We start from the raw sequence: 21,593 nt of genomic DNA, 5'->3' as shown, positions 1-21,593 counted from the left end.
GCCGCGATGCTCTTGATCAAGACCGCACCTACCGACCGGAACAGCCGAACCGTGACCTACCCGCACGAACCGATCACGGAATGTGTGCCTGAACCAGTTTTCAGAGAGCGTTGACACAGGCCGGTGGAGTGCCCGGGTACGTGCCGCACCGCGTTCGGCGGAGGGAAGGGGCGGGCAGCATCCAGTCAGCGAGTGGGGCGACGGACCAACTTGATGTCCCTGGGCTTGGCGGCCAGGGCGATGCTGCCCTGAGCGGTGGTCATGTGCGGGGCACGCTCGTGCCCCGTATGCGAGGTTCAGCGGTGCGAGATCTCCGTGGGGCAGCACGGGGTCGATGACGGTCGACATCGTGCATGACGGCTCGGCCTGGTATCACGGGCCTCCGCCGACAGCCGTACCGGCCTTGGCGCCGTGGTACCCGGGCTGAGAGGTGGCCTCACCAAAACGGAGGCCAGCGCCCGCACGCGGCTGCACATGATGTTGCCTGCGCCCTCGTAGACCGCGGACGCCTCCGTCCTTTCAGGCGATCGGGTCATGATGTCCATCCCCGGTATCGGCCCCAAGGCCGATGGTCCACGCTGCCGCGGCAGCGCAGCCTTGGTTGGGGTGGTGTCGATCCGCAGAAGTGGGCCACGTTCGGTGCCGTGGCGGTCCTCAACGACACGGACCGGGCCGAGGCGCTCAATCACTACATCGACTGGTATGTGCAGATGCCAGGTACTGAACTCCCGGCCGCGCGAGGGCCAGATCGCTCAGCAGGTAGCTGAGATGCAGCCCCCAGACATCAGCGAGATCCTGGGGCGCAACACGCGAGAGTAGCGCCACCGACACGAAAGCCCTCGCCATCACAGCAGGGCTTCGCAGTGCCCTCAGCCTGAGGTGGTGTTTGCGTGTATGCCACGACGCCGACTCAGCTCCCTCAGCGCTTGAGCATCGCCGGTCGGATGACCAGCATCTGGACGGTCCATCAGAAGGGGCACGCCGAGAGCCACACGCCCCACGATGCTCCGATGCTCCGATGCTCATGCCTAGCCTGCGGGGGCGTACCCCCCTTTGAGGACGCCCTCGACAGCCGGTTCACTAGGCGAGGGCCTGCCAGCCGAAACCGTCTCAACGATCCACGGGCAGCCGCCGGCAAATGGCACGCATGCGTTGACGCCGCGACTCAGACCGGCGGGCGATCGCCGCGATCCGGCTCCGACACGCTCGTGAGGACTAGAGGCGCTGGCGGGGCGGCGCCTGGGTCTCCGATCTAGATGATCACCTGATCGACACACTCGGTGCCTGAACCTCACAGAGTCCGACCTCGAGCAGCTCAAGCCTTGGGAAGGGTGCGGCCGAGCTCCAGCATTGCCTCCGAGGCAGGGCCTCCCTCGGAGCGTTCTGTCTTGTAGCCCTTCACCTTCGGGGCCAAAGTGCGAGGATCGACCGCCTCGGACGGAGCCCCGCTGGCATACAGGCCGTCGGGCTCCTGGTCACGGTCATGCGGAAGCAACCAGAACACCCTGCGGCGAAAAGTGCCCGAGGCGGGGGATGCCTTCGCATCAGGACCCAAGACGGCATACCCAACCATCCGCCCATCGCGGTGGTAGGCGGGCTTGCGCCGACGGCTGGACAGCCTGTCCAGACTCTGCCGAACGTAGTCCAGCTCTGAGACGTCCTCGAGCCAGACGAGGTCGGTCTCGTGTGCGAGATCTTCCGGGTCGATCAGCGCGCTCACGGCTGGAGCTCCTCAGGATTAAGATCGGCGAGGAGCCCGATCCCTGGATAGTACTTGCGTGAATTGGAGAAGACCATCTCCTTGGGCGAAGCAAGCCCAAGAGCGTCGCGTACCCGGGTGGCAAACGCCCGAGCCGAGACCGGATTGGCCCCCTCATCAGCGCACCAGCGGACGTAGGCGCCATACAAATGCGCCTGCTCGGCACGGAGACCCGCTTCGATCTTGCAGGCGTCCGACAGCCAGCGACCGATATGGTCCTCGGTCTCCGCATAGGCATTTGTCGCGACTCTCACACGCTGAGGCCCGCTGAGATCCTTTTCTCCCGACAGGTAGCGGCGTGCGCCGTCAACGAGCCACGACAGGATCCCAGGGCCCTCCTCCCTCACCAGAACCTTCGCAAGGTTGTCAATCTTCCGCTCTTCGGGGACGACCCGTTCGAAGGGAATCAGGCGGATGCGCCGCCAGAACGCGAAGCCTCCGGCGCTGACTTCCGGTCGGTGGTTGCCCAGCAACCACAAATGGTGGGTGGGTGTGAAACTGAAAAAGTCCTGCCTCATCCGGCGAGCCTTGATCTTGTCGCCACCGGTAAGGAGCTTAACGCGGGCTTCATCGAACCTGTCTCCTGGCTTGAGCTCGGAGCAGACGATGATGCGGCGCCCGTGAAGCTCGGCTAGGTCGGTCGGGTGGGAGTCGAAAGTCTTGGCCATCAGGAAGCCCGGGGGAGCGGCGTCGGCGTAGTCACCCAGCAGTTGGATCATAACCTCAAGGAGCACCGACTTTCCGTTCTTGCCCTGACCGTACAAGAAGGGGAGCACCTGAGCGCCAACATCGCCAGTGATGGAGTGGCCCAGCAGCAGGTGCAAGAAGTCGATCGTCTCCTGCCCCTCGACGTCGGGGCCGAAGATGTCGTCGAGGAACCGCTTCCAGCGGGGAGTAGGCATCTGCCGAGGCGCGACCGTGGTCGACCGCGAATGGAAGTGCTTGCTCGGGTCAGGCGAAACGATAAGCCCGCTGTGCAGATCCACGACTCCTGCTGGCGTGCACAGGGCGTAGGGGTCCGCGTCAAGCTGCCCGGCATGCAAGACCATGCCAGGGGCCGTCTTGGCCTGCAGCAGCAGCGCTCCCATTCCAGCCGTCGACAAAGCCCGGCGCTTATGACGGCGCAGGTCCGAATCGGTGTAGATGCCTCGCTGATCAGTCAGGGCGATGTTCTCCGCCATTTCGCCGGCCGACCAGATGACGGTGTCGCTTTCGTCCAGCTCCCAGCGGTGCCCTCCCCAGCGGTACCAGCCGAGGCCAGGCACGTGCCGGAAGTCGTTTCCGTACAGCTGCACGAAGAGTTTGGCGTTGCCACGATCAGAGAGGGAATCGGGCAGCAGGCCATTCTTCGTCGCGGTCTCCAGCGACGCGGCCGGTGCCGGCACCAAGCCAGGCGCCTGCTGGGCGCTGATGATCGTCCTGGCGGACTGTGACTCGAAGGCCAACATCTGCTGGGCGGCCTTGACTGGATCGAAGCCGTCTTGAATCGGCCCGGAACTCATGACCGTCCCTCCAGGCTAAGGGGGCGTCTAGCGCCAGCCGCCAGACCACTGCGGATGATGCTCTGGCACCGGCGGTGCTGGCCCGGACGGGCGTAATCGGCCGCTTCGGTTAGCAGGGACTCGGCTTCTGCTTGGGTCACATATCCAGCTGCTACAAGACCGCCCACGGTGTAGGCCGCGCGGTTGAGCTTGGTGGTGAACGCTGCTCCTTCTGGCACGGCTGAACATGCGGTGATTCCCTCCAGCACCGCGTCCAGGGTTCGCAGCGCCGTACCGCGTCGTCCTCCGGCCCGGATGAGCGCTTGCAGCGCCCGTGGAGGGACACGCGGAGTGCTTGGTGCTGGCTGGTCGGGCTGGCGCAAATGACCGGTCCGCACGAGCTCCTTCAGGAGCCAGAGGGGCAAGAGTTGAGGCTGCCGACAGTCATCGACTGCCGTGTAGGTGCCGTTGGTCGTCCGGGTCCCTGGCGCGATGATGTATCCCCCGCTGGCCCGGATGTCGACTTGCCAGGCCAGGGCCCTGCCAGAGTTCGATCCAGCCGAGCACAGCAAGGGCACGTTCGTCCGATACCAGACGTGCAAGCCGCCGGAGGGAGTCCGCACCCGAAGCGTGTTGGTGTCGTGCGCAGGATCTGGCGCGCCGCGTAGGGCGGCCAGCAGCCCGAGGGTGTGATAGCCAGATGCCAGTCCAGCCAGGTCGACCTCCTCGGGAATCGGGATTCCTGGCAGGAGATGTCCGCGGTCGGGGACAGCGTCCCGATGCGCGTCGATGTCGATCACGACCAAGCCGGCCGGGCCGCACGCGACTCCCACACCCGACTGAGAGCTCCTTGTCCACCAGTCGGTGATGCGTTCGGCATCGGTAGTGGCGGCGTGAAAACCATGGCACCAGCGGCCTGCCTGGTGGCAAGGACATTCGTTGCCCGGATGGTCTGCCTGCCGGCAGTCGCGACAGTTGGCGGCTGGGGTTTTCCTGCCGGGGGCCAACGGATGTACGGGCCAGCCCTGCCGGGCACACCAACGGGCGATCGCGATGGGTTGCGGATGGGGCGCGCCGAACTGAGCGTGCTCGTCATTGGGCGGCGTCACGTCCGTCGTCTCTTCTCATCCCGGGCCCACAGCTCGTGAACTTCTGCCCCTGGTGTTCGCTCCTCGTGCCAAGGACCCAAAGGCAGCGACTGGAGCGACTCAAGCGACTCAAGTTCCGTACATGGTCAACATAGGCTAGCGGATCTGCGCTGCCAGGAGTGGGACGGTCGCTGTCATGGACAGGTCCGAATCGCATAGGAGGCCGTGGGGCGCTTCAGTCGCTCGCGACGGCCCGACATAACCCCAGGTCAGAGGCATATGTGGGCCTGAGAGGCGCAGCGCAGCGACTCAAGCGACCGACACGCCGGACAGGTGGAAGTGACCGTAGGCCGTGCTACGGGATGCCTGTTGGAAGGGTGGGATCGTTGTCCAGCGACCGAAAAGATGCCGGTAGCGACTGGAAGTATTCGATCTCTGACGCTGGCCCTGAGGCCGACTCCCTGGTGAACCCCTCATTTCAGCGCCGGAAAGCGACCGAAGCGACTGAATACCAGTGTCTATGACGTACCCGCGCACAGGCGATGGCTCTCATATCTCAAACCCTGAGTCGCTTCAGTCGCTCCGCATTGCAGGAATCTTCTCTGACCTGCGGTTTTCTCGTTTCTTCAAGCAGATACCGAAGAGCGTCTAGTAGCTGAACCCTCAGTAGCTGCCGGGCCCTCCGGCAGAAGCGGCTCCACACAAGGCAAGAAGCTTCAGTCGCTGCCAGGCTCGCCAGGGTTTCGTTCATCGAGACTCAACCCGTTCTAGGACCTTGGCCCGTCGCCATGGATGCCAGAGCAGGTGCGACCCCGCCAGGGGGCTCACCGCATCGACTGCCGACCGTGAACCACGGCAGATCGACGAAGTCGTGACCCTAGCCACAGCGACCGCCCCCAAGTACTGGCGCTTGCTCGTGGCTGGCGACCTGTGTGTAGCCCCTGGCGGCCATGATCGCCGCGCTGACGCTTGGATTCCGGTCATGCGACGCCGTCCGGTGCTCGCGCACCGGACCCGCTCCGCTGCAATGCAGGGGGGTAGCCAGGCGGCCGCCGACGGCCCGTCGCTGAGCAGCGTCGCATGTAAGGCACAAGTGAGAGACACCACGAGCATCAGTCCTGCGCAGCAGCCGGCATCAGCTGGGCAGCCCGCGCACTCCTCCCCAGGGCCCCGGGCTGAGGATGTGCCCCACACCTGCCGTGAATGCCCCGCTAGGCACTCATCACGCCAGCCCCGGCCAGCGACGCAAACCGTCACGGGCGTGGTCTGATCTGCGCCCTTCCGGGCGCTCCAATGGCGTCAGTCTCGACACAACGGGAGAAATCGGCGCGTCTGGCTGTCCCGACAGCCAGTCAGCATGGAAAGATGCGGCGTTGACTACCCACAGAGCATCGGAGTCACGCAGGACAAAAGAAACGCCCCGCAGTGCGGGGCGCCTCAGAACCTAAATCACGTTGTTGGACCACTCAGCTCGATTGCTTTGGCCGGCGAAGAGCTGAACGTACCAGTGACGTGAACGGTTTCTTCACGTCTGGAATGGGATGCTAGCAGAGCGCCAGACGTTCAGCCCAGCACGCCCTGAAGAAGCTCCTTCGGCGTGTCGCGGCCTGAGCGCGTCTTCTCCCTCTGTCCGCCCGCCTTGCGCCGTGCATGGGTTGGGCAACGACTCGGCTTGTACGGCATGCCGCGTGCTATGGCGCGAGGCGATCCAGGTTGCCATGGCGGCGACCAATCAGGTCGTCGGCCCGGTGATTGTGGCCCGCTCGCAGCGCACCTGGCTGCAGGCCGTCGAGAACCACCCGGACTTCCTACTGATCCGCAGGGACGGCCAGCGCAACCTGGTGGCGGTGACGCGGGTCATCATGTGGCGCGCCTGGCGGCCAGCGGTCAACCCGGGCGTGTGGCTGTCCAGACCGACTAACGACCGCATCATGCAGCTCACCGGCCTGAAGCAGACCTCCTGCAAGCGCTGGCGGGCCTGGCTACGCGAACGCGGCTTCCTCGGGACTGTTACCGAAGGCTCGACGCCCGCCACGCGCGGCGGCGCCGACAGCGACCATGACGGCGGCATCAGCGGTCAGGGCGACGGCGCCGACAACCTCGCCGCCGAGTACGTGCTGCTGGTGCCGCTGGAGCCTGAGCGGCCGCGTCTTCACCGCCCCCTGGCCGAACCCTTTCAGCCCCCCGGGCTCGTTGAGCCCGGGGCGGACAAGCACGCGTCCTGCAAGTCCGCGTCTTCTAGGGACGAAAGTCGCCCCCCACTGGTTGTTCTCTCTTTAGAGAGAACAACCAGCCACTTCCGCCCTATCGCGGGCGCGCACGAGCCCGCTAACAGTCCGGCTGCCGTCGGACGCACCGAAGGGGCCCCCTGCGTGATCACCGGCGGGAGCGCCACCGCCCTGGAGTGGCCGCTGACCGCGACGCCGGGAACGCGAGCTCAGATGTTGCTGGCCGCCGAGGCGCTGCGCGCCGCGAGCGGGCTAATGCGGCGCCTGTCGGCGCGGCATCTACGCTCGCTGCTGCGGGAGTTCTTCGCCTGCGGCTGGACGGCCGCGGATGTGCTGTGGGCGCTGGATCACCGGCCCGACGGCAGCGACTGGACCTTCACCGACGCGCCGGCGTTCGTCCCAGGCTGGGCCCGTTTCCGGCTGGGGTGGTGGCAGGCCGACGGCGCAGTCTTGCCCTCACGAGCTCAGCGTGCCGAGCAGGCGGCGGCGGTACGGCGAATGGAGCAGCAGGCGCGTCGGCAGGCGTGGCAGCTGCTGGAGCAGGAGACGGGGGAGAGCTCGCCATGGCGGTCGACGCAGGTGAGCGCCGTGGAGGATTTCGTTGCACCGGTACGTTCGGCGGTGGCCACCGAACCGAGTGCGGTCTACCGGGCGGTGCGGGCGCGGATGGAGCAGTCCCGACGGGATCAGGAGCTGGCTATGGTGAGAGCGCTGGCAGGTCGTGCGTGAACCGCCAGGAAGGGTGGGCGCTGGTCCGGCTGGCGTTGCCGCAGGCCTCGCCTGCGGCGAGCGCGGTGATGCGTGAGTGGGAACGCGGCAGGCGGCAGTCGGAGGCGAGCGCCTGGCGCTACGCGCTCGCCGACCAGGCCGCTGAGGAGATGCTTGCTGCGGCTCCTCAGCGACGTGAGGAGCGCTGGAGTCCGCCAGTGGCCGATGAGGAGCCGGATCCGCGGACGGTGGCGCTGGCGCGGGCCAGGATGCGGGCGCGGCTGGAGAAGGCGTCGCGTCGTCCGGAGCCCAATCCGGCGGACCGCTCTGAATAAATCTACTTTGTAAAGGCCGGGCTAGAATACAAATCTCCCATCCCGGCCCGCACGTTTCTGACCGACCGCACAACGGTTCACAAGCCGCATCGACGACATGAGGGGGCTTCGAGAGACAGGGGTGTGGGAGCCGCCCCAGGCGGACCCCACCCTCTTAACCTCGATGATGGATCTCAGCATGCACCTTTACAACGTAGATTTTCTAAGGGAGTCTCTACATCACAAGAGCGCGATCTTCGACCGCTTCCACCCCCGAGTTCCCGCTGCTCCCGGTTCCAGCAGACCAGCCCCGCCAGGGCGGACGTCCCGAAAGCAGCATCGCCGCGACATCGTGGACGCGATCCGGTACATCACCGACAACGGCCGCAAAGGCGAGCGCTGCCCGCGGCCCTTCGCCCTACCAGACCGTGTTCGGATTTCTCGCCCGCTGGGCAAGGAACAGAGTTCTCAACCAGGTCCGCGATCAGCTTCGCCGCGCCACCCGCCTGCGCGCCGGGCGGCGCCCGAACCCGGTCACGGGCATCATCGACTCCCAGCCCGTGCGTGAAGCAGTCACCGGCCGCTCACGCTCCTGCGGCACGCCGCAATGCGATCGACCACGAACGCAAGCCCTCGCACAGCGAAGCCCACCTGACCGCTACCTCGATCACGCTGACGACTAGACGGCTGACCAGGAAGAGGCCGCCGGCATGGATTTGAAAACCAGCGGTTGCGCTACGGGCCGCCTGAGAGTCCCCCTTGGTTCAAGAGGCCATGGTGGGCTCGACCGACACTGAGTCACGCATATCAGCGTCACGTGGTCGGCAGGCGTCGGCGATGGCCTTGGGGTCCCAATAGAACGGACGGCACTCGAGCATGCGTCCGTTCCTGACGGTGATCAGTTGCACGATCAATGTGTCGACTTCCTGGCCAGTGACACGGGCGCGAAAGCGGACCCGGTTCCGCACAACCACGATGTCCTCGTCACCCCAATGCTCCTGCTCCAAGAACTCCATCGACTCCCAGACCTCACTAAACCGGGCCAGAAATCGCTCCATGCCATCGTGGCCGCGCCAGGTACCAGTGCCGGTGAAGGGCAGCCCGGGAGCCTGATGCAAGATCACCTCTGGATCCAGGTAAGCAGCGACATGGTCATAGCTCGCCCTACCGAAGCCACCTGCAGCCACGTACGCAGCCTCGGCCTCGTAGAACTTCTGCATCACCGTCCAAGCGTCAGCCGGCGACTGCTCATCTGCTCTCGGTCCGCCAACCCGATCCCCTGTAAAGCCCGCTGTGTTCATGGCGCTAGCATCGCCGACTAGGACAGGTCTTCCCTCGCGGCAATCAGACTCCTAACCGAACCCGCGCCTTCGATCTCGGCAGAGCCGCTCCCGGGCATCGCTGGAAGCCAGCATGATCAAACTCTGAGCGATCGGGTTCAGAGACACCTATAAAGAGGCCACCACCAGGCCGCCTTTCGCTGTCAAACCCTCGAAGAACTCCTCGCCCCCGTCCGGACAGAAACCGGCGAGCGGGACGCCATTTGGGTAGCCGTCTGCAAACCTGATCGCAGGCAACGCGGCCCTTCGCCTAAGGCCGAAGGACGCACCAACAGGGTCGATTGCCCACCACCTCCTCCTCGCTGAGACCACCGTCGAGGCCGGTGCGGCTCACATTTACCGCCAACTCGGACATGGCGACGAATAACAGCCAGCCGGGCGCGTCCAGCAGTCCTCCTCTGGCTGAACCGTGCCACACATTGCCAACCCTCCTTCTCGCACGGTGCGGCCTCTCGGTGTTGCAGACGATCCGGGCTGGATACGGCACTAAAGGCGTGAGCGGAACCGACGCCCGCTGACATCCCGGCTCACGCCGCAAACCTCCAGAAGCCGGTAGGGTCGCCCGCCATGACCCCTGAGCCCCGGCCCTACCCGTCGTGGACCGCGCCGACGTCGTGGGAAGGATGGGAGGCCGAGGTCCTCTCACGCAATGGAACGACGAAGGTCCACAATGTGATCCTCCCGCGCACCGTCCAGGAAAACCCCACCATGCTGGAGTGGATCATCCTCGGAACAGCTGTCGTTGTCGCAGCGTGCGCCACCCTCGCCCTCCTGTGGCTGTACCGGCGCACCCTGGCGAACTGGCCGCACACTGGCGATCGACCGCAGGGCAGCCAAGGATGGACCTGGCTGAGCCTTCGCAGGTAGCGCTACCTGGCCTATCTCGGAACGAGCACCGCGCCCGTCCTCTCGCCGAGGATGGCCTCCCGTCGGTCGAGAGTATTCGTCCTCGCTGCGTGCGCTCACCCTAATTGTCGCCACCCACCTCGGAGTCCCGAAGATCGTCGCCAACATCGTGGTCCGCTACTGCAACGAGGGCGAACACGGCTGAGCCTCCCCACGACCGTCGAGGCGTGGCGGGATCGCGCCAGTCTTATGTGGCCCCACGTGCCGCACAACCCCCGAACATCGGGTGAGGCGCGTTGGCCGGGCACGCACGTGCCCTATGCGCTCGCGCCCTCAACGCACCCTAGGTGACCATCGCGAACGCCCCGGGCTGGCAGGTAGTGAAGGAGCCGAGAGGCAATCTTCTCGAGCAGACTCTTCAGCTCCTTGTCGGCGGTCACACTCGGACCAAAGCGACCAGCCCCAGCCATGGGCGTGGTCTCAGTTCGGTCAGTGGACAGTGGTTTCCAGGTTGGGTTGCGCGACACGCCGGAAGCGTCTGCCGCCCTGACTCTGAATCAGGGTATGGTCCGTGACCATGAGTGGACATGTGAAGCCTGGGCCCGCCCCGAAGGGTGGGAAACGGCACAGCGTCCGTTTCCAGCACACGGACCTGCTTGAGCTGTGGGAACGACTCGGATTCGCGTCATTCAGCGACTACGTGGACTTTACCTTCTCCCTTGCCCACGGCAAGTGGAGAGAGTACGGATTCGAGTCTGCTGACGAGGCTGCCGACTACCTTCTGGGCCTGGCCCGTGGGGTGAGAGTGCCGCCGCCGCATCTGCGGGGCGAGCCAACCACGCCACTCTTCGAGACTGTCGCCGCTTAGCCGCTTCGCAACCGGCTGAGGACGAGAGGAGAACCACCGCCGTAGCTCGGCGGAACACCTGAAAACGAACGAAGGCCCCTGCGCTGTCTACCGGCAAGCAGCTGCGCAAGGACCTTCGGAAAGGCAACCGGCACCCGGCGGGCTTTCGCATGCCTGGAGCCGGTTCACCAGAAGCTGAGGCTCACGATAGACGATGACGCCCCGGCTCTGCCAGTCATGCCCGAGATCGGCGTGTCGCAACCGGGCATTTCTGACACAGCCGGCTTGCACAACCGCATACCGCCACCCCGTTACGCTGGGTGCGATTCCGGACACGCCACGCTCGGTGCGGCGCGGCTGTGGGAGCTGTTCGCGCCCAGGCTCAGCGCCAACGGACGAGTACGGCTCGCCAAGGACGGCCGCAACTACCGGCGCCGCGACGAGCTCGAGCTGACCGTAGGGCTGCCCGCGCACGTCGCCGCGGTGTACGTCTACGACCGCGGTATGACCGGCCTGCTGGTCGGCGACTTCGACACAGGCAAGGCCGCGGCCGCCGGCGCCGCCAGTCCCGCCCTGCTGGTCGAACAGGAGGCCGCGGACTTCACCGCACTCATCGCCCGCCTGGGCGGCGAGTGCTTCACAGACATGTCACCGAACGGCGGCCGCCACGTGTACGTGCCGTGGGCGGTGCGCCGCTCGTACGGCGAGATCCGGCGCCTGGCCGAGGCGCTCGCCCGCCGCTACGTCACCCTCGACCCGGCTCCGCTGCAGAACGCGGTGGAGGGCCTCATCCGCCCACCGGGCGCGTGGCACCGGTCGGGCGGCTACCAACAGCTCACCACCCCCGTCCAGCAGGCGCTCACCGTACTCGACGACCCCAACGACCAGAGCGTGTGGGACGGCTTGCACGACGCGCTCCAACCGGAGCTAGAGGCCGCTGAGCTCCCTCCGCAGCCTGTCGTTAGCGCGCCACGATCGCCTGCCGTGCCCAAGGCTGCGGCGTGGGCGCGGGACGAGCACGGCGGGGTGTGGCATCCACGCTCGGACGGGCCGCTCCCTCGACTCTCCCCCCGACTAGAGCACCTGGCCCGCACGGGCCAGTACGACCGCCGCCAGTACAGCTCTCCCTCCGAAGCCCGCCAGGCGGTCGTGGCCGGCGCGGTCGCGTGCGGGTGGCGCCTGGCGAATGTCGCCGCCCGAATGCGGTCTGGCCACTGGGGTGGCCTTGTCGCCTTCTACGACCGCTACCGCGACGACAAGCAGCGCGTCGAGGCCCTGACTCGGGACTGGAAAGGAGCACACCTCTGGATCGCGGTGCGGGAATCTGGCCGTGAGGTCCACACAAGGGGGAATACACACAGGGGGGTTGTCAGGGTTCTGATCGAGGGGGTGCCGGTTGAGGTGCGGCCTCCAACCTCTGAAGGCCAGCAGGTGGGGGAGTTGCAGAAAGCTCGCGCCTGGCACTCTGCCCTCACCGTTGCCGTCCGGTCAGGACGTTGGCAAGGGAAGAAGGCGCTCACGATCCGCCGGGTCCTCCTCGCCATGCTGAAGGCCGCGCAGCTGTCCAGGAGCACGTCAATCGGGTGGGGAGTGCGACACCTGGCCCTGCTCGCTTGCCTCGACGAATCGACCGTCGCCAAGACTCTCAAACTCCTCAGACAGGAGGACGATCCGTTCATCAACTGGGTAGCAGAGCACCGCGGCGAAAGAGCCGATATATACAGGCTCATCGTCCCGCAGGCGTACGCCGAAGTGGCCGCGTGGCGGCGCTGGCAGCCCGGCCGGCTGGGCGGCATCCACCCCGTCTTCCGGGTGCTCGGTGCGTCGGCCGCGTTCGTGTACGAGCAACTAAGCGCCTCCCCGGTACGCACGATCGACCTGCCGTACCTGACTGCGCTGGGGAGCACTGCGGTGACGGGCGGCCTGAACGAGCTTGGCGCCCACGGCCTTGCCGTACGGACCCCCGAGGGGTGGGTGCGCGGCCCGGCCGACCCGCTCGTGGTCGCCAACCAGCTCGGCGTTCCCGAGATCGTTGCGGAGATCATGGCCCGCTACCGCAAGGCCCGCGAGCGCTACCGGGCCTTTCTTAAGATCGTCGAGGCGCACGAGCCGACGCGCGATACTGAGGACTACTCCATCCCGAAGGAGGTCCTCGCGGCGCTCGGGCCTCCCGTTTGGGAAGAGAATTACGCGCACGCCCCTCCAGCCTGCCACGCTTGAGCTCTTCCAATGCATAGTCGCCTAGGAGGCGCGTAAGTCGGCAGGCGGCTGGTGGCCAAGACGCAAGCAGGCCCCCAGATCTCTCTGCGGGCCTGCCGGCGAATGGTCAGGCACTTTTGCCTGACGAATCGAAGCTAGCAGGTCATAGGCGACGGGCACCGAATTTTCGGGGTCCAGGTGACGGCGGTTTGGTCCAATCGCTCCAGCCGTCTTCGGCGTTGGGCTGCGTCCTCGAGGCATGTGAAGAGTTGCGGCGCATCACCCGCGGAAGACTCCTAGCCCCTGCCGTCCCCCTGCCGTCCACCGCAGCAGTGACAACGAGCATGAGAGGGATCGTGAGGCCCGGGTGGGGACAGTATCACCATGATCACACAAGTCCGGGAGGGACCTCCGCCGAGGTGTGAACGGCGGTCTGTTTGATGGGACGGAAACGTCCGACAACCTTCCGACCTCTGCGCTCAGCATTCTCGACTGACCTGCCCGAACGGCCTCAGCGTACGTTTGGCTCCGCTGCACTTCGGCCCCCGTCTCCTGACTCCAACCCCGGCACCTAATCCCTTCGTCAGCAGGCTCTAAGAATTGGTGTGGAGCGTGTCGGGCACGACCGGACGCCGGTTGGTGGTCGCTGTTGCCATCACGCCACCAGGTCGTACCGCACGTCTCACCTGGGTCAGGGCCCGCATTCGAAGCACAACACCGAGACCTACACCGAGATCATCTGGGGTGTCCCCATGGAGCTGATCATTCTCGGTCGCGGTGACCGGCTCTGCGTCACCGTGCACTCCCCGTGCCTTCACCTCATGCGAGGGGCGCTTCGCTCTACCGGCCATGGGGTTCCGGCGAAGGAAGCCGTCAAATCGGCGAGCAACTCCTGAGCCCGCCGCGGACCGCCCCTGATCCGGCCGTCCAGCATGAGGCTCACCAGGCCGTGCAAGTGCAGCCCCTGGTCGCCGACCTGTTCACGGCTGGCGCGCTGGCTGGGGTGGCGAAGGACGTCGATGCGGCCGTGCACGCCGCCTCGAGCAATGACGAGCGGTCTGCCGAGCTGGACCACGCAGTGGTGGACACCTTCATCGAGGCGTTCGCCGGCACCGGCAAGCCGTTCGTCTACACCAGTGGCCTGTGGCTGCACGGCAACACCGGTGACATCGCGGCCACCGAGAAGTCGCCGTTCGCTCCCCTCATGGTCGTGTCGTGGCGCCCCGCCGTGGAGGAGAAGCTGGCCGACGCGAAGGACATGCACACGATCCGAATTCGTCCCGGCCTGGTGTACGACGGCGGCCGCGGTTACATCCCGATGGTGCTGGGCCCACAGGACGATGGCAACGGCGGCAAGCTGGTCGGCCACTTCGGCGACGGCTCGAATCGCTGGTCAGTTGTCCACGCCGACGATCTGGGCGATCTGTACGCCCTGGCCGTCGAGAAGGCCCCGGCCGACTCGACGTACCTCGCCACCGTTGACGAGCCCGTTCGGGTACGGGACGCCTCGAAGGTGGTGGCCAACAGGTTTGGCGCGACCGTACAGGACTGGGACCCAGCTGACGCGCAACGGTACTGGAGTGTCATGGTCGAAGCCCTTCCTGCTCGACCAGGTGGCGACCAGCGCCAAAGCCCGTACCGAACTCGGCTGGACCCCGGCGCGGCCGACTCTGCTGGAGGAGCTCGCGACCAGTTAATCAGACCCGTGACGACATGCTCCGGGGCGCTTGGTCCAAGAGTCTGCGGGCTTTGACCGGTTGCATCACCGGATCTCCCGACTGCTGAACGAACGTGATCAGCTCATCCAACTGGCAGCACCCCCTACGCACCAACCCGGTGATCGTTCCGGTTAGCGAGGGGTCACACTCGCGCGTACGTGAAGACCGTCGCGTTCATTGTTACACTGCGTGATCGAGCTGGCGTGCGGCGAGTCGACGAGGGGTCGCCACAATAGCGCTCGCGGACCCCGGCCTCTGCCAACCCCGAGGCCGGGGCCCGTCCTGTGGAGGCCGTCCGGACCCGGCCTCCAGGGGGTCCTCGCAGCAAACGGCGCGCACTACCAGCTCCTCATCGACCCGGCCCGCAGCGGCAAACCCCGCGACAGGGCGCGGATCGAACGACCCATGCCCTACATCCGTGACAGCTTCTGGCGCGGACGAAGACAGCTTCGCCTCGGTGGCGGACATGGAGGCCGCGGCATTTCACTGGGTGCGAACAGGTTGCCGGGCAGCGCAAGTGCCGGCCGTTGGAGGGCGCCGCCCCGTTGATCGTCTTTCACACGGTCGAACAGCCAGCCCTGCGACCGCTGCCCCGCCATCCCTTCGAACTGTGTCGATGGTTTCGGGCGAAAGTCGGCCCGACATCCACTGCAGCGTGGACAGGGTGCTGTATTCGGTGCCGTGGAAGTACGTCGGCAAGCACCTGTCGGTGCGGATGACGGTGAACCTGGTGCAGTTCTTTTACGACGGCGACCTGGTCAAGTCCCACGTGCGCAAACCCCCGCGGCAAGCAGACCGACCTGGCCGACTACCCGCCGGAGCAGATCGCCTTCCACATGCGCACCCCTGACTGGTGCCGCAGGCAGGCCGAACAGATCGGCCCGGCCTGCCTGGCGGTGATCGACGAACTCCTGACCGACAACGCGCTCTACCACCTGCGCTCAGCCCAAGGGGCTCTGGCGATCGTTCACCGCGGCGGGCACCGTCTACCCGAGGTTCGCGCGCATCACGTCCGGGACGGCGACGTTGGACGCGACGTCGGTCGGATACGCCACCTGGCTACCCGGCTGACGTCGGGGTGTGATCGTCGCCCGAGATCTTCTGCGATGGGCGGCCGGGGGTGGGATCGGGCGGCCCTGCCCTCCTGCCCACCTCCGGCCGAAGGCAGAGCCACCCGATCAGAGCTCGGCCCCACGTCGAGACCCCCGAAAAGGGGCGGCGTGCCTCGGCGTCGGACCGAGCGGTCTTATCCGGCTGTCACCAGCGGCCGGGCCGGTTCCGAAAATGCGTGGCCAAGGTGTCCCGGTCAGGGACGAGGATGCTGCCCGGCTGTCCCCGATGGGCCACGCCCATCTCAATGTCCTGGGCCGCTACTCCATCTCCTCCTCAACACCTGCCGAGGGCCTGCGGCCACTCGGCGAGATCCCCGACCTGTCTGGAGGCGGCGGCTTGAACGAGGAGGGGTCTAGACAGGCAGGCTCTGAGCTCCTGCGCATGTTTTCCGACGTCTCAGAGCCTGCGATACGGGTTACGATTCGCCGACGCTCATAGCGCTCATCCGTCGTGCCACCACGCACGTGGAATGGGAAGATCGGCTTTAGGTATGGAGCTGGGATGGAGCGCATCGGGGGCTCTGACGACGATTTCTACCTCGCCGGACGCGAGTTTATGACCGGATTCCACGAGCCAGCCGTCCTTGATCTGTCCAGCGTCGACAGGGTACCCGCTGCCGCTACCGTCGGACTCCAACCACACGAGCACGTACGTGATCTTCATCCCCCGTTGTTCCATCGCTGCGCGGACCTGGGAGACCGGCTTATGTCGACCGTCGTAGCCGTCTGGGCTTCCACCTGGAATAGGAGGGATGATTTGCATGGGCTGGGCAAAGCGTTCCCCAGATGCGGCAGGGCGGCCAATCCCGAAGTGAACCTTCCCACGGAAGTCGAGAGGCATGGAGACCGTGCCGCACCAGGCCGAATTGCAGCTGCTCTGCCGGGAGACCGTCATCTTCCGGCCGGGTGGTAGATCACCCGTCAGGGCTGGGAGGAGCAGCTCGCCCACGTCTTCGGGCGCCACCGGTACCTTCGTCACCTCGGCGTCCAGCCCAACGGCGCGGAACGCCTCGGCGAACGTCGCGGCCTCGGCAGCCGGGTCGGTGATCATGACGCTGATGTAATCCGCACCGGTCTTGACCGAGACGGCGGCGTTAGCGTATTCGGTGACGGGGCCGCTGAGCGGCGGGCCCATGACGAGCGCTGCGACCATCCCCGCCGTCACCACCCCGAGCCCGAGGCCACGGCGCCACCGAGAGCGGCGGTGTGCGGGCACGCGCCCCTCCGCCATGATCGACTCCATTAGCGCCCGCGCCCCAGCTCCAGACGGTTGCGCCCAGACCTCCCGAGCCAGGTCCTCATCTCGCAGACGCGCAAGATCGGCGATGTTCATAGCAAACTCCCTTCAACGACCACGGTCTGCGGGTGATCTATGTCGGCCTCGGCCAGACCGCGGGCGAAGCGCTTACGAGCTCGGTAAAGCCTCACTCGTGCGGCATTGCGCGATATACCGAGAGTTTTCGCGATCTGGCCAGCATCCAACTGCTCCCAGGCGACCAGGGCTAGCAGCTCCTGGTCATCCTCAGACAACGCACGGAAGACCTTCCGCAATGGGGAGGGGTCGCTATCAGCCGACTCGACAACAGGTGGCGAGGCAGCGAGTTCGGACCGCAGGGCGCTGGTGCGCTGCTCGTGCCTGCGTTCACCACGCCGATGATTGGCCAGTACCTTCCTCGCCACGCCGAACAGCCACAGTCGCGCGCCGTCTCCCTTGGGAACCTCTTCAATTCGCCGCCAGGCGACTATGAAGGTCTCAGCCACAATGTCGGCCGCATCCTCCGGATCGAGACATCGGCGTAACGCATACCCGAAGAGAGCGCCATACGCAGAACCGTAGATCTCCTCGAAGCGTCTTTCGGAATCGATTCCCATCCGGTCTCCCCACTCTGGGCGGTCAGCACCCAACCCATGTCCGGAATACCGAGAGCATTACAGCGAAGGCCCCTACCAGGTTCCGACCGCTGCCATCCGCACCATCACTCACCTGGAAGGACGGTTCTGAAATGTGGCAAGGAACGAGCCGTCCGGCTGACGATGGCGTGATCATGGTGGCGTTCTGTAAGCGGATCCCCATCGGAACACCGTCCAGTCCGGACGGACCCGCAGGTCAGGACGCTCCGTGTAGCTGTTCCGGTGACGGGGGCTATCCGGCAATCAGCCGCCTGAACGGAATCCGGGTCGAATACGCCCGCTGTTCCACCGACGAGAAAACGTCGACATCTAGACCGAACAACTCCTGACCCTCGGCGTCCCCGCGGGTCGTCTCTACATCGACCGCGGTTTCTCGGTACCACCCGCCGTAAACCGCACCGGCCTCGACCGGGCCCGCCCATGGGAGCCTGCTGAGCAGAGGTGGTTCGACGCGCGACTCTCCGTGCTGCGCAGCCAGATGCCGCCGGAATAGCAGGGCGAGCTGCAGCGGATCGCCCAACTGGCTGCGCCCTTGACAGGGCGCAGCAGGCTAAGCAGCGCGGCCCGACTGACCTGGTCCGGCTCATCGGCAACCCAAAGGTTAACTGCTGCCTGCAAAGCGAGAGGCGATTGCGTCTCGGTCGCCTCGATGCTCACCTTTAGTGCCTGTTCAAACCTCTCGTAGGTGATCAGGCGTTGGCGTAGTCTCGAAGCAGTGGCCAGAGTGATAAGTCGGCTCCAGCGGAGATTCGACGCACCTGGCCACCTGCCGTTGCTGCTAACTCCACGCCGGTCGATGATCATCTGCAAGCCGTTGTGACTCGTGGGAACATGGCGATCAGACGCGCGTTGAGCTCTTTCACGCCTCCGGCGTCTCGGCCGGGTAGCGCAGCGCGTGCCGATGCCGCTGGCACAGGTAGACGACGCTGCGGCTTTCCGGCCACTCCCGCTCACGCAGCCCGCCCCACTCCATGGCGGGATCGAGCTCGACCAGGGCCTGGCGCAGCTCGGCCAGATTCACCACGGGCCTCTGCCCGGCTGGCTGCTGCCCGCCCTGGCGGGAGGCGGCTTCGAGCTCGGGCAGGCCTTGGCTCTCGGGCGGCTCCTTGAGGCTGTCGAGGAGTTTGCTGGAGGCCTCGATCTGCGCTTTGGTCTCCTCCGGCAGCGTGATGCCGACACCGGCCAGGAACGGCGCCGCCACCGAGGCCGCGAGCCGTACGGCGGTCAGCAGGCCCTTGAGGTAGGGGGCGTAGCGGCGCAGCCACGGCGGCAGGCTCTTGAGCTCGTATACGCCGGCGCCGTCGTCCAGCGGGTGGGGCTGTTCGGGGTGTTCGCAGTACAGCCGCAGCTCATACGACAGGGCGCCGGTCTTGGTGACGGTGAAGATGCTCGGGCAGTGGGCGACCTGCTCGCCCCGGTAGCGCAGCAGATCGCGTACCTGGTCCAGCAACTGGATCTGGCCGCGCCCGACCGCGGAGGTGGTGCGGGCCAGCTGGCCCAGGCCCTCGCGCAGGTCGCTGTGGCTGGCGACGAGGTCGTGGCGCAGGTCCTCGGCGCACTGGGCCAGCCCGTGCAGGGCCTGTTCCAGGCGCAGCGGCCGGAGCCCGAACAGCAGGGTGCGCGGGTCGACCTGGGCGAAGGTTCTAGGGCACTGCAGGAACGCCTGCCGTTCCAGCGCCCGGTGAGCGTCGTCGTAGGCGAACTCGCGCTCGCACGGCGGCTCGGGAGCGGTGCTGCAGGTGCACGGGATACAGCGCTGCAGCTGAAGGCCGGGGTAGCGGTCGGCGACGATGCCGGTGAAGGCCTCGTCCAGGATGGAGTAGAAGGTGTGCGGGTGTGGGCCGCGCACGCACAACCGCAGCACCGGCCGGTCGCCGCCGTCGTCGACCAGCAGCGCCATCGACCGCAGGCCGTCACCGCCGGGCCCGGCCGCGTGATCGTGGTGGCGCAGCAGGACTCCGCGCTGCCAGGCCACGCCGGTGGTGTAGCGGTGCTCACGGGCGATGAACCACGTGGGGATGCCCGCCTGCCGGGACGGCAGCCGGTAGGTCAGGTTCACCTCCGCCACCCCTGGGGTGGAGGCCAGCTGCTCCCACTCCGGAGGCAGGACGGGCGCGCCGGCGGGCAGCCGTTCGACGACCAGGGCGACATCGTCGTGGCCGGGCGCATCCAGGCGGTAGGCCAGGTCGAAGCGCTCCATCAGCGCGGTCAGCATGTCCCACAGGCCGGGATCCTTCAGGTCGCGCCACAGCTCGGCGCGATGGCCGCGGCTGAGCAGGCCGTGCCGGTCGATGACCTGGCGGCTGTCGAGCACGCGGGTGATCATTTCGTCGACCCAGGCCGGTTGCAGGATGACCCGGTCACGCAATTCCGGCTCGCGGGCGTAGTGCAGGATATCGCCACGGTCGTGGAGGGCCGCGCGCAGCACGATCCGCTCCCCTTCGCTCATCCGGCATGCGGCCATGAGGTCGTCGCTCTGTTCGGTGGAGATCCACCGGCTGCCGGCGAAGCCGAGCTCGTGCATCGCGGCCGCCCAGGTGAGGGGCCAGCGTTGCGCCATCAAGGGGAGCTGGGCGGCTTCGGCGGCGATCAGGTCCCGCAGGTGGTCGATGCCCCGGCCGTCCTCGCAGTCGACCTCGGCGATCTGCCGGATCTGCGGGTAGCGGGCGCGCAGGTCGGCGGCGTCCAGGTTGGGGGTGGCGGTGGCGCATCGGGTGGCCACCACGATGATGGGCGAATGGGGGGCGGCGTTGGTGATGGTTTCCAGCCAGGGTTCCAGCTGGCCGTCGGTGCGCCAGTCCCGGCGGGCGTTCCACACCAGCAGGAACAGGGAGCGGTCGGTGAGGTAGAAGCGCTGGGTGGCCCGGTAGTGCAGTTGACCGCCGAAGTCCCAGATGTTCAGCCGCATGTCATCACCGGGGTGATCGGGATGATCAGGGTGCGGCAGTTGGAGGCTGTCCAGGAGCACTCCGTGGGTGGTCGGCCGGTTGGCAACGAACGGGCGCCCGCACAGCGCCTCCGACACCGACGTCTTGCCCATCTCCGCCTGCCCCACCACCACCATCTTCGACGTCCGCGGCAGATGGTCCCCGCGTTGTAACCCCCGAAGAAACGCCAGCACCGCCTCCTGCCCCAACGCACAGATCTCAGGCGGCGGACTCAACACCGGATTACTACCCAGGGTCAGGGTGGTGAGGTTGCCCAAGCTGTCGGGCAGCGACGTCAGCCGATTCTCGCCGAGGTGCAGGGTGGTGAGGTTGGTAAGGTTGCCCAGCCATTCCGGCAGCGACGTCAGCTGATTCCCGTGGATGTGCAGGGTGGTGAGGGCGGTGAGGTTGCCCAGCCATTCCGGCAGCGACGTCAGCTGATTCTCGCCGAGTGCGAGGTTGGTGAGGGCGGTGAGGTTGCCCAAGCTGTCGGGCAGCGACGTCAGCTGATTCCCGTGGATGTGCAGGGTGGTGAGGGCGGTGAGGTTGCCCAGCCATTCCGGCAGCGACGTCAGCTGATTCAGGTCGAGGTGCAGGTGAGTGAGGTTGGTGAGGTTACCCAAGCCGTCGGGCAGCGACGTCAGCTGGTTGCTGTCGAGGTGCAGGTGAGTGAGGGCGGTGAGGTTGCCCAAGCTGTCGGGCAGCGACGTCAGCTGATTCCCGTAGAGGTGCAGGTGAGTGAGGTTGGTGAGGTTACCCAAGCCGTCGGGCAGCGACGTCAGCTGATTCCCGTAGAGGTGCAGGTGAGTGAGGGCGGTGAGGTTACCCAAGCCGCCGGGAAGAGCCTCGAGCCCGAGGCTGGAAAGATCCAAGAAACTCAATCCGTGTTCGTCAGCAGCCTGAATACGTCGGAACGCTTCCTCCACCGACACAGGCTCCTCCTTGCGGGTGCATCTACATCAACCCAACGGTGAGGCCGGCCATAGCGTTACATTCCGCGAAGGCGTGGACGCAGAGATCGACCAACAGGCCCGCACAGCAGAAGCGCGGCGGCGATGCTCGTCGCCGCAGGTGATGGCATAGCGCCGCTGGCGCGGGGTGGCGTTGCCGCAGGA

At 66.3% G+C, this 21,593-nt stretch carries 12 protein-coding genes; 5 read left to right on the top strand and 7 right to left on the bottom strand.

Features of this window, described 5'->3' with window-relative positions; translation table 11 throughout:
- Positions 1 to 1,315: 1,315 nt before the first annotated feature.
- Genes ACIBH1_RS48010 through ACIBH1_RS48000 form a run of 3 tightly spaced genes read right to left on the bottom strand, consistent with a single transcriptional unit; the run spans position 1,316 to position 4,349 of the window.
- Positions 1,316 to 1,720, bottom strand: coding sequence for a DUF6009 family protein (locus tag ACIBH1_RS48010; protein ID WP_397320841.1), 405 nt, complete (start codon positions 1,718 to 1,720; stop codon positions 1,316 to 1,318).
- Positions 1,717 to 3,261 (bottom strand): phage/plasmid primase, P4 family, encoded by a 1,545-nt coding sequence (locus tag ACIBH1_RS48005; protein ID WP_397320840.1) that lies wholly within the window; start codon positions 3,259 to 3,261, stop codon positions 1,717 to 1,719. Before ACIBH1_RS48005 ends, ACIBH1_RS48010 begins: the two co-directional genes overlap by 4 nt.
- The gene (locus tag ACIBH1_RS48000) at positions 3,258 to 4,349 is read right to left on the bottom strand and encodes a bifunctional DNA primase/polymerase (protein WP_397320839.1); all 1,092 of its coding nucleotides are present in this window, start codon (positions 4,347 to 4,349) and stop codon (positions 3,258 to 3,260) included. The genes ACIBH1_RS48005 and ACIBH1_RS48000 overlap by 4 nt, the downstream gene beginning before the upstream one ends.
- A 1,667-nt stretch (positions 4,350 to 6,016) precedes the next feature.
- On the opposite strand from ACIBH1_RS48000, the gene ACIBH1_RS47995 reads away from it, so the two are divergent.
- Both ACIBH1_RS47995 and ACIBH1_RS47990 read left to right on the top strand, forming a co-directional pair.
- Positions 6,017 to 7,285: a hypothetical protein gene (locus tag ACIBH1_RS47995; RefSeq protein ID WP_397320838.1), complete on the top strand. Its 1,269-nt coding sequence runs from the start codon at positions 6,017 to 6,019 to the stop codon at positions 7,283 to 7,285.
- A complete protein-coding gene (locus tag ACIBH1_RS47990; RefSeq protein ID WP_397320837.1) occupies positions 7,282 to 7,599 on the top strand; it encodes a hypothetical protein in 318 nt (105 codons plus the stop codon). The genes ACIBH1_RS47995 and ACIBH1_RS47990 overlap by 4 nt, the downstream gene beginning before the upstream one ends.
- Positions 7,600 to 8,342: 743 nt before the next feature.
- On the opposite strand, the gene ACIBH1_RS47985 is transcribed toward ACIBH1_RS47990, so the two are convergent.
- The gene (locus tag ACIBH1_RS47985) at positions 8,343 to 8,798 is read right to left on the bottom strand and encodes a nuclear transport factor 2 family protein (protein ID WP_397320843.1); all 456 of its coding nucleotides are present in this window, start codon (positions 8,796 to 8,798) and stop codon (positions 8,343 to 8,345) included.
- A 2,050-nt stretch (positions 8,799 to 10,848) separates the two neighbouring features.
- Here ACIBH1_RS47985 and ACIBH1_RS47980 point away from each other — a divergent pair.
- From ACIBH1_RS47980 to ACIBH1_RS47970, 3 genes are all read left to right on the top strand, one after another.
- Complete coding sequence (locus ACIBH1_RS47980) at positions 10,849 to 12,831, top strand: hypothetical protein (RefSeq protein ID WP_397320836.1); 1,983 nt, start codon at positions 10,849 to 10,851, stop codon at positions 12,829 to 12,831.
- A gap of 934 nt (positions 12,832 to 13,765) precedes the next feature.
- A complete protein-coding gene (locus tag ACIBH1_RS47975) occupies positions 13,766 to 14,563 on the top strand; it encodes a hypothetical protein (RefSeq protein WP_397320835.1) in 798 nt (265 codons plus the stop codon).
- A 431-nt stretch (positions 14,564 to 14,994) separates the two neighbouring features.
- A complete protein-coding gene (locus tag ACIBH1_RS47970) occupies positions 14,995 to 15,378 on the top strand; it encodes a Mu transposase domain-containing protein (protein ID WP_397320842.1) in 384 nt (127 codons plus the stop codon).
- A gap of 704 nt (positions 15,379 to 16,082) precedes the next feature.
- Here the strand turns inward: ACIBH1_RS47970 and ACIBH1_RS47965 are convergent.
- The 3 genes from ACIBH1_RS47965 to ACIBH1_RS47955 all read right to left on the bottom strand — a co-directional run bounded on the left by ACIBH1_RS47965 (position 16,083) and on the right by ACIBH1_RS47955 (position 21,350).
- A complete protein-coding gene (locus tag ACIBH1_RS47965) occupies positions 16,083 to 16,973 on the bottom strand; it encodes a hypothetical protein (protein ID WP_397320834.1) in 891 nt (296 codons plus the stop codon).
- Positions 16,970 to 17,512 (bottom strand): RNA polymerase sigma factor, encoded by a 543-nt coding sequence (locus tag ACIBH1_RS47960; RefSeq protein WP_397320833.1) that lies wholly within the window; start codon positions 17,510 to 17,512, stop codon positions 16,970 to 16,972. The genes ACIBH1_RS47965 and ACIBH1_RS47960 overlap by 4 nt, the downstream gene beginning before the upstream one ends.
- Before the next feature lie 898 nt (positions 17,513 to 18,410).
- The gene (locus ACIBH1_RS47955) at positions 18,411 to 21,350 is read right to left on the bottom strand and encodes a leucine-rich repeat domain-containing protein (protein ID WP_397320832.1); all 2,940 of its coding nucleotides are present in this window, start codon (positions 21,348 to 21,350) and stop codon (positions 18,411 to 18,413) included.
- Between the last annotated feature and the right edge of the window lie 243 nt (positions 21,351 to 21,593).

It is taken from the genome of Nonomuraea sp. NPDC050663 (genome assembly GCF_044456985.1).
Lineage (GTDB): Bacteria > Actinomycetota > Actinomycetes > Streptosporangiales > Streptosporangiaceae > Nonomuraea.
This window is presented reverse-complemented; position numbering and strand designations above follow the sequence as displayed.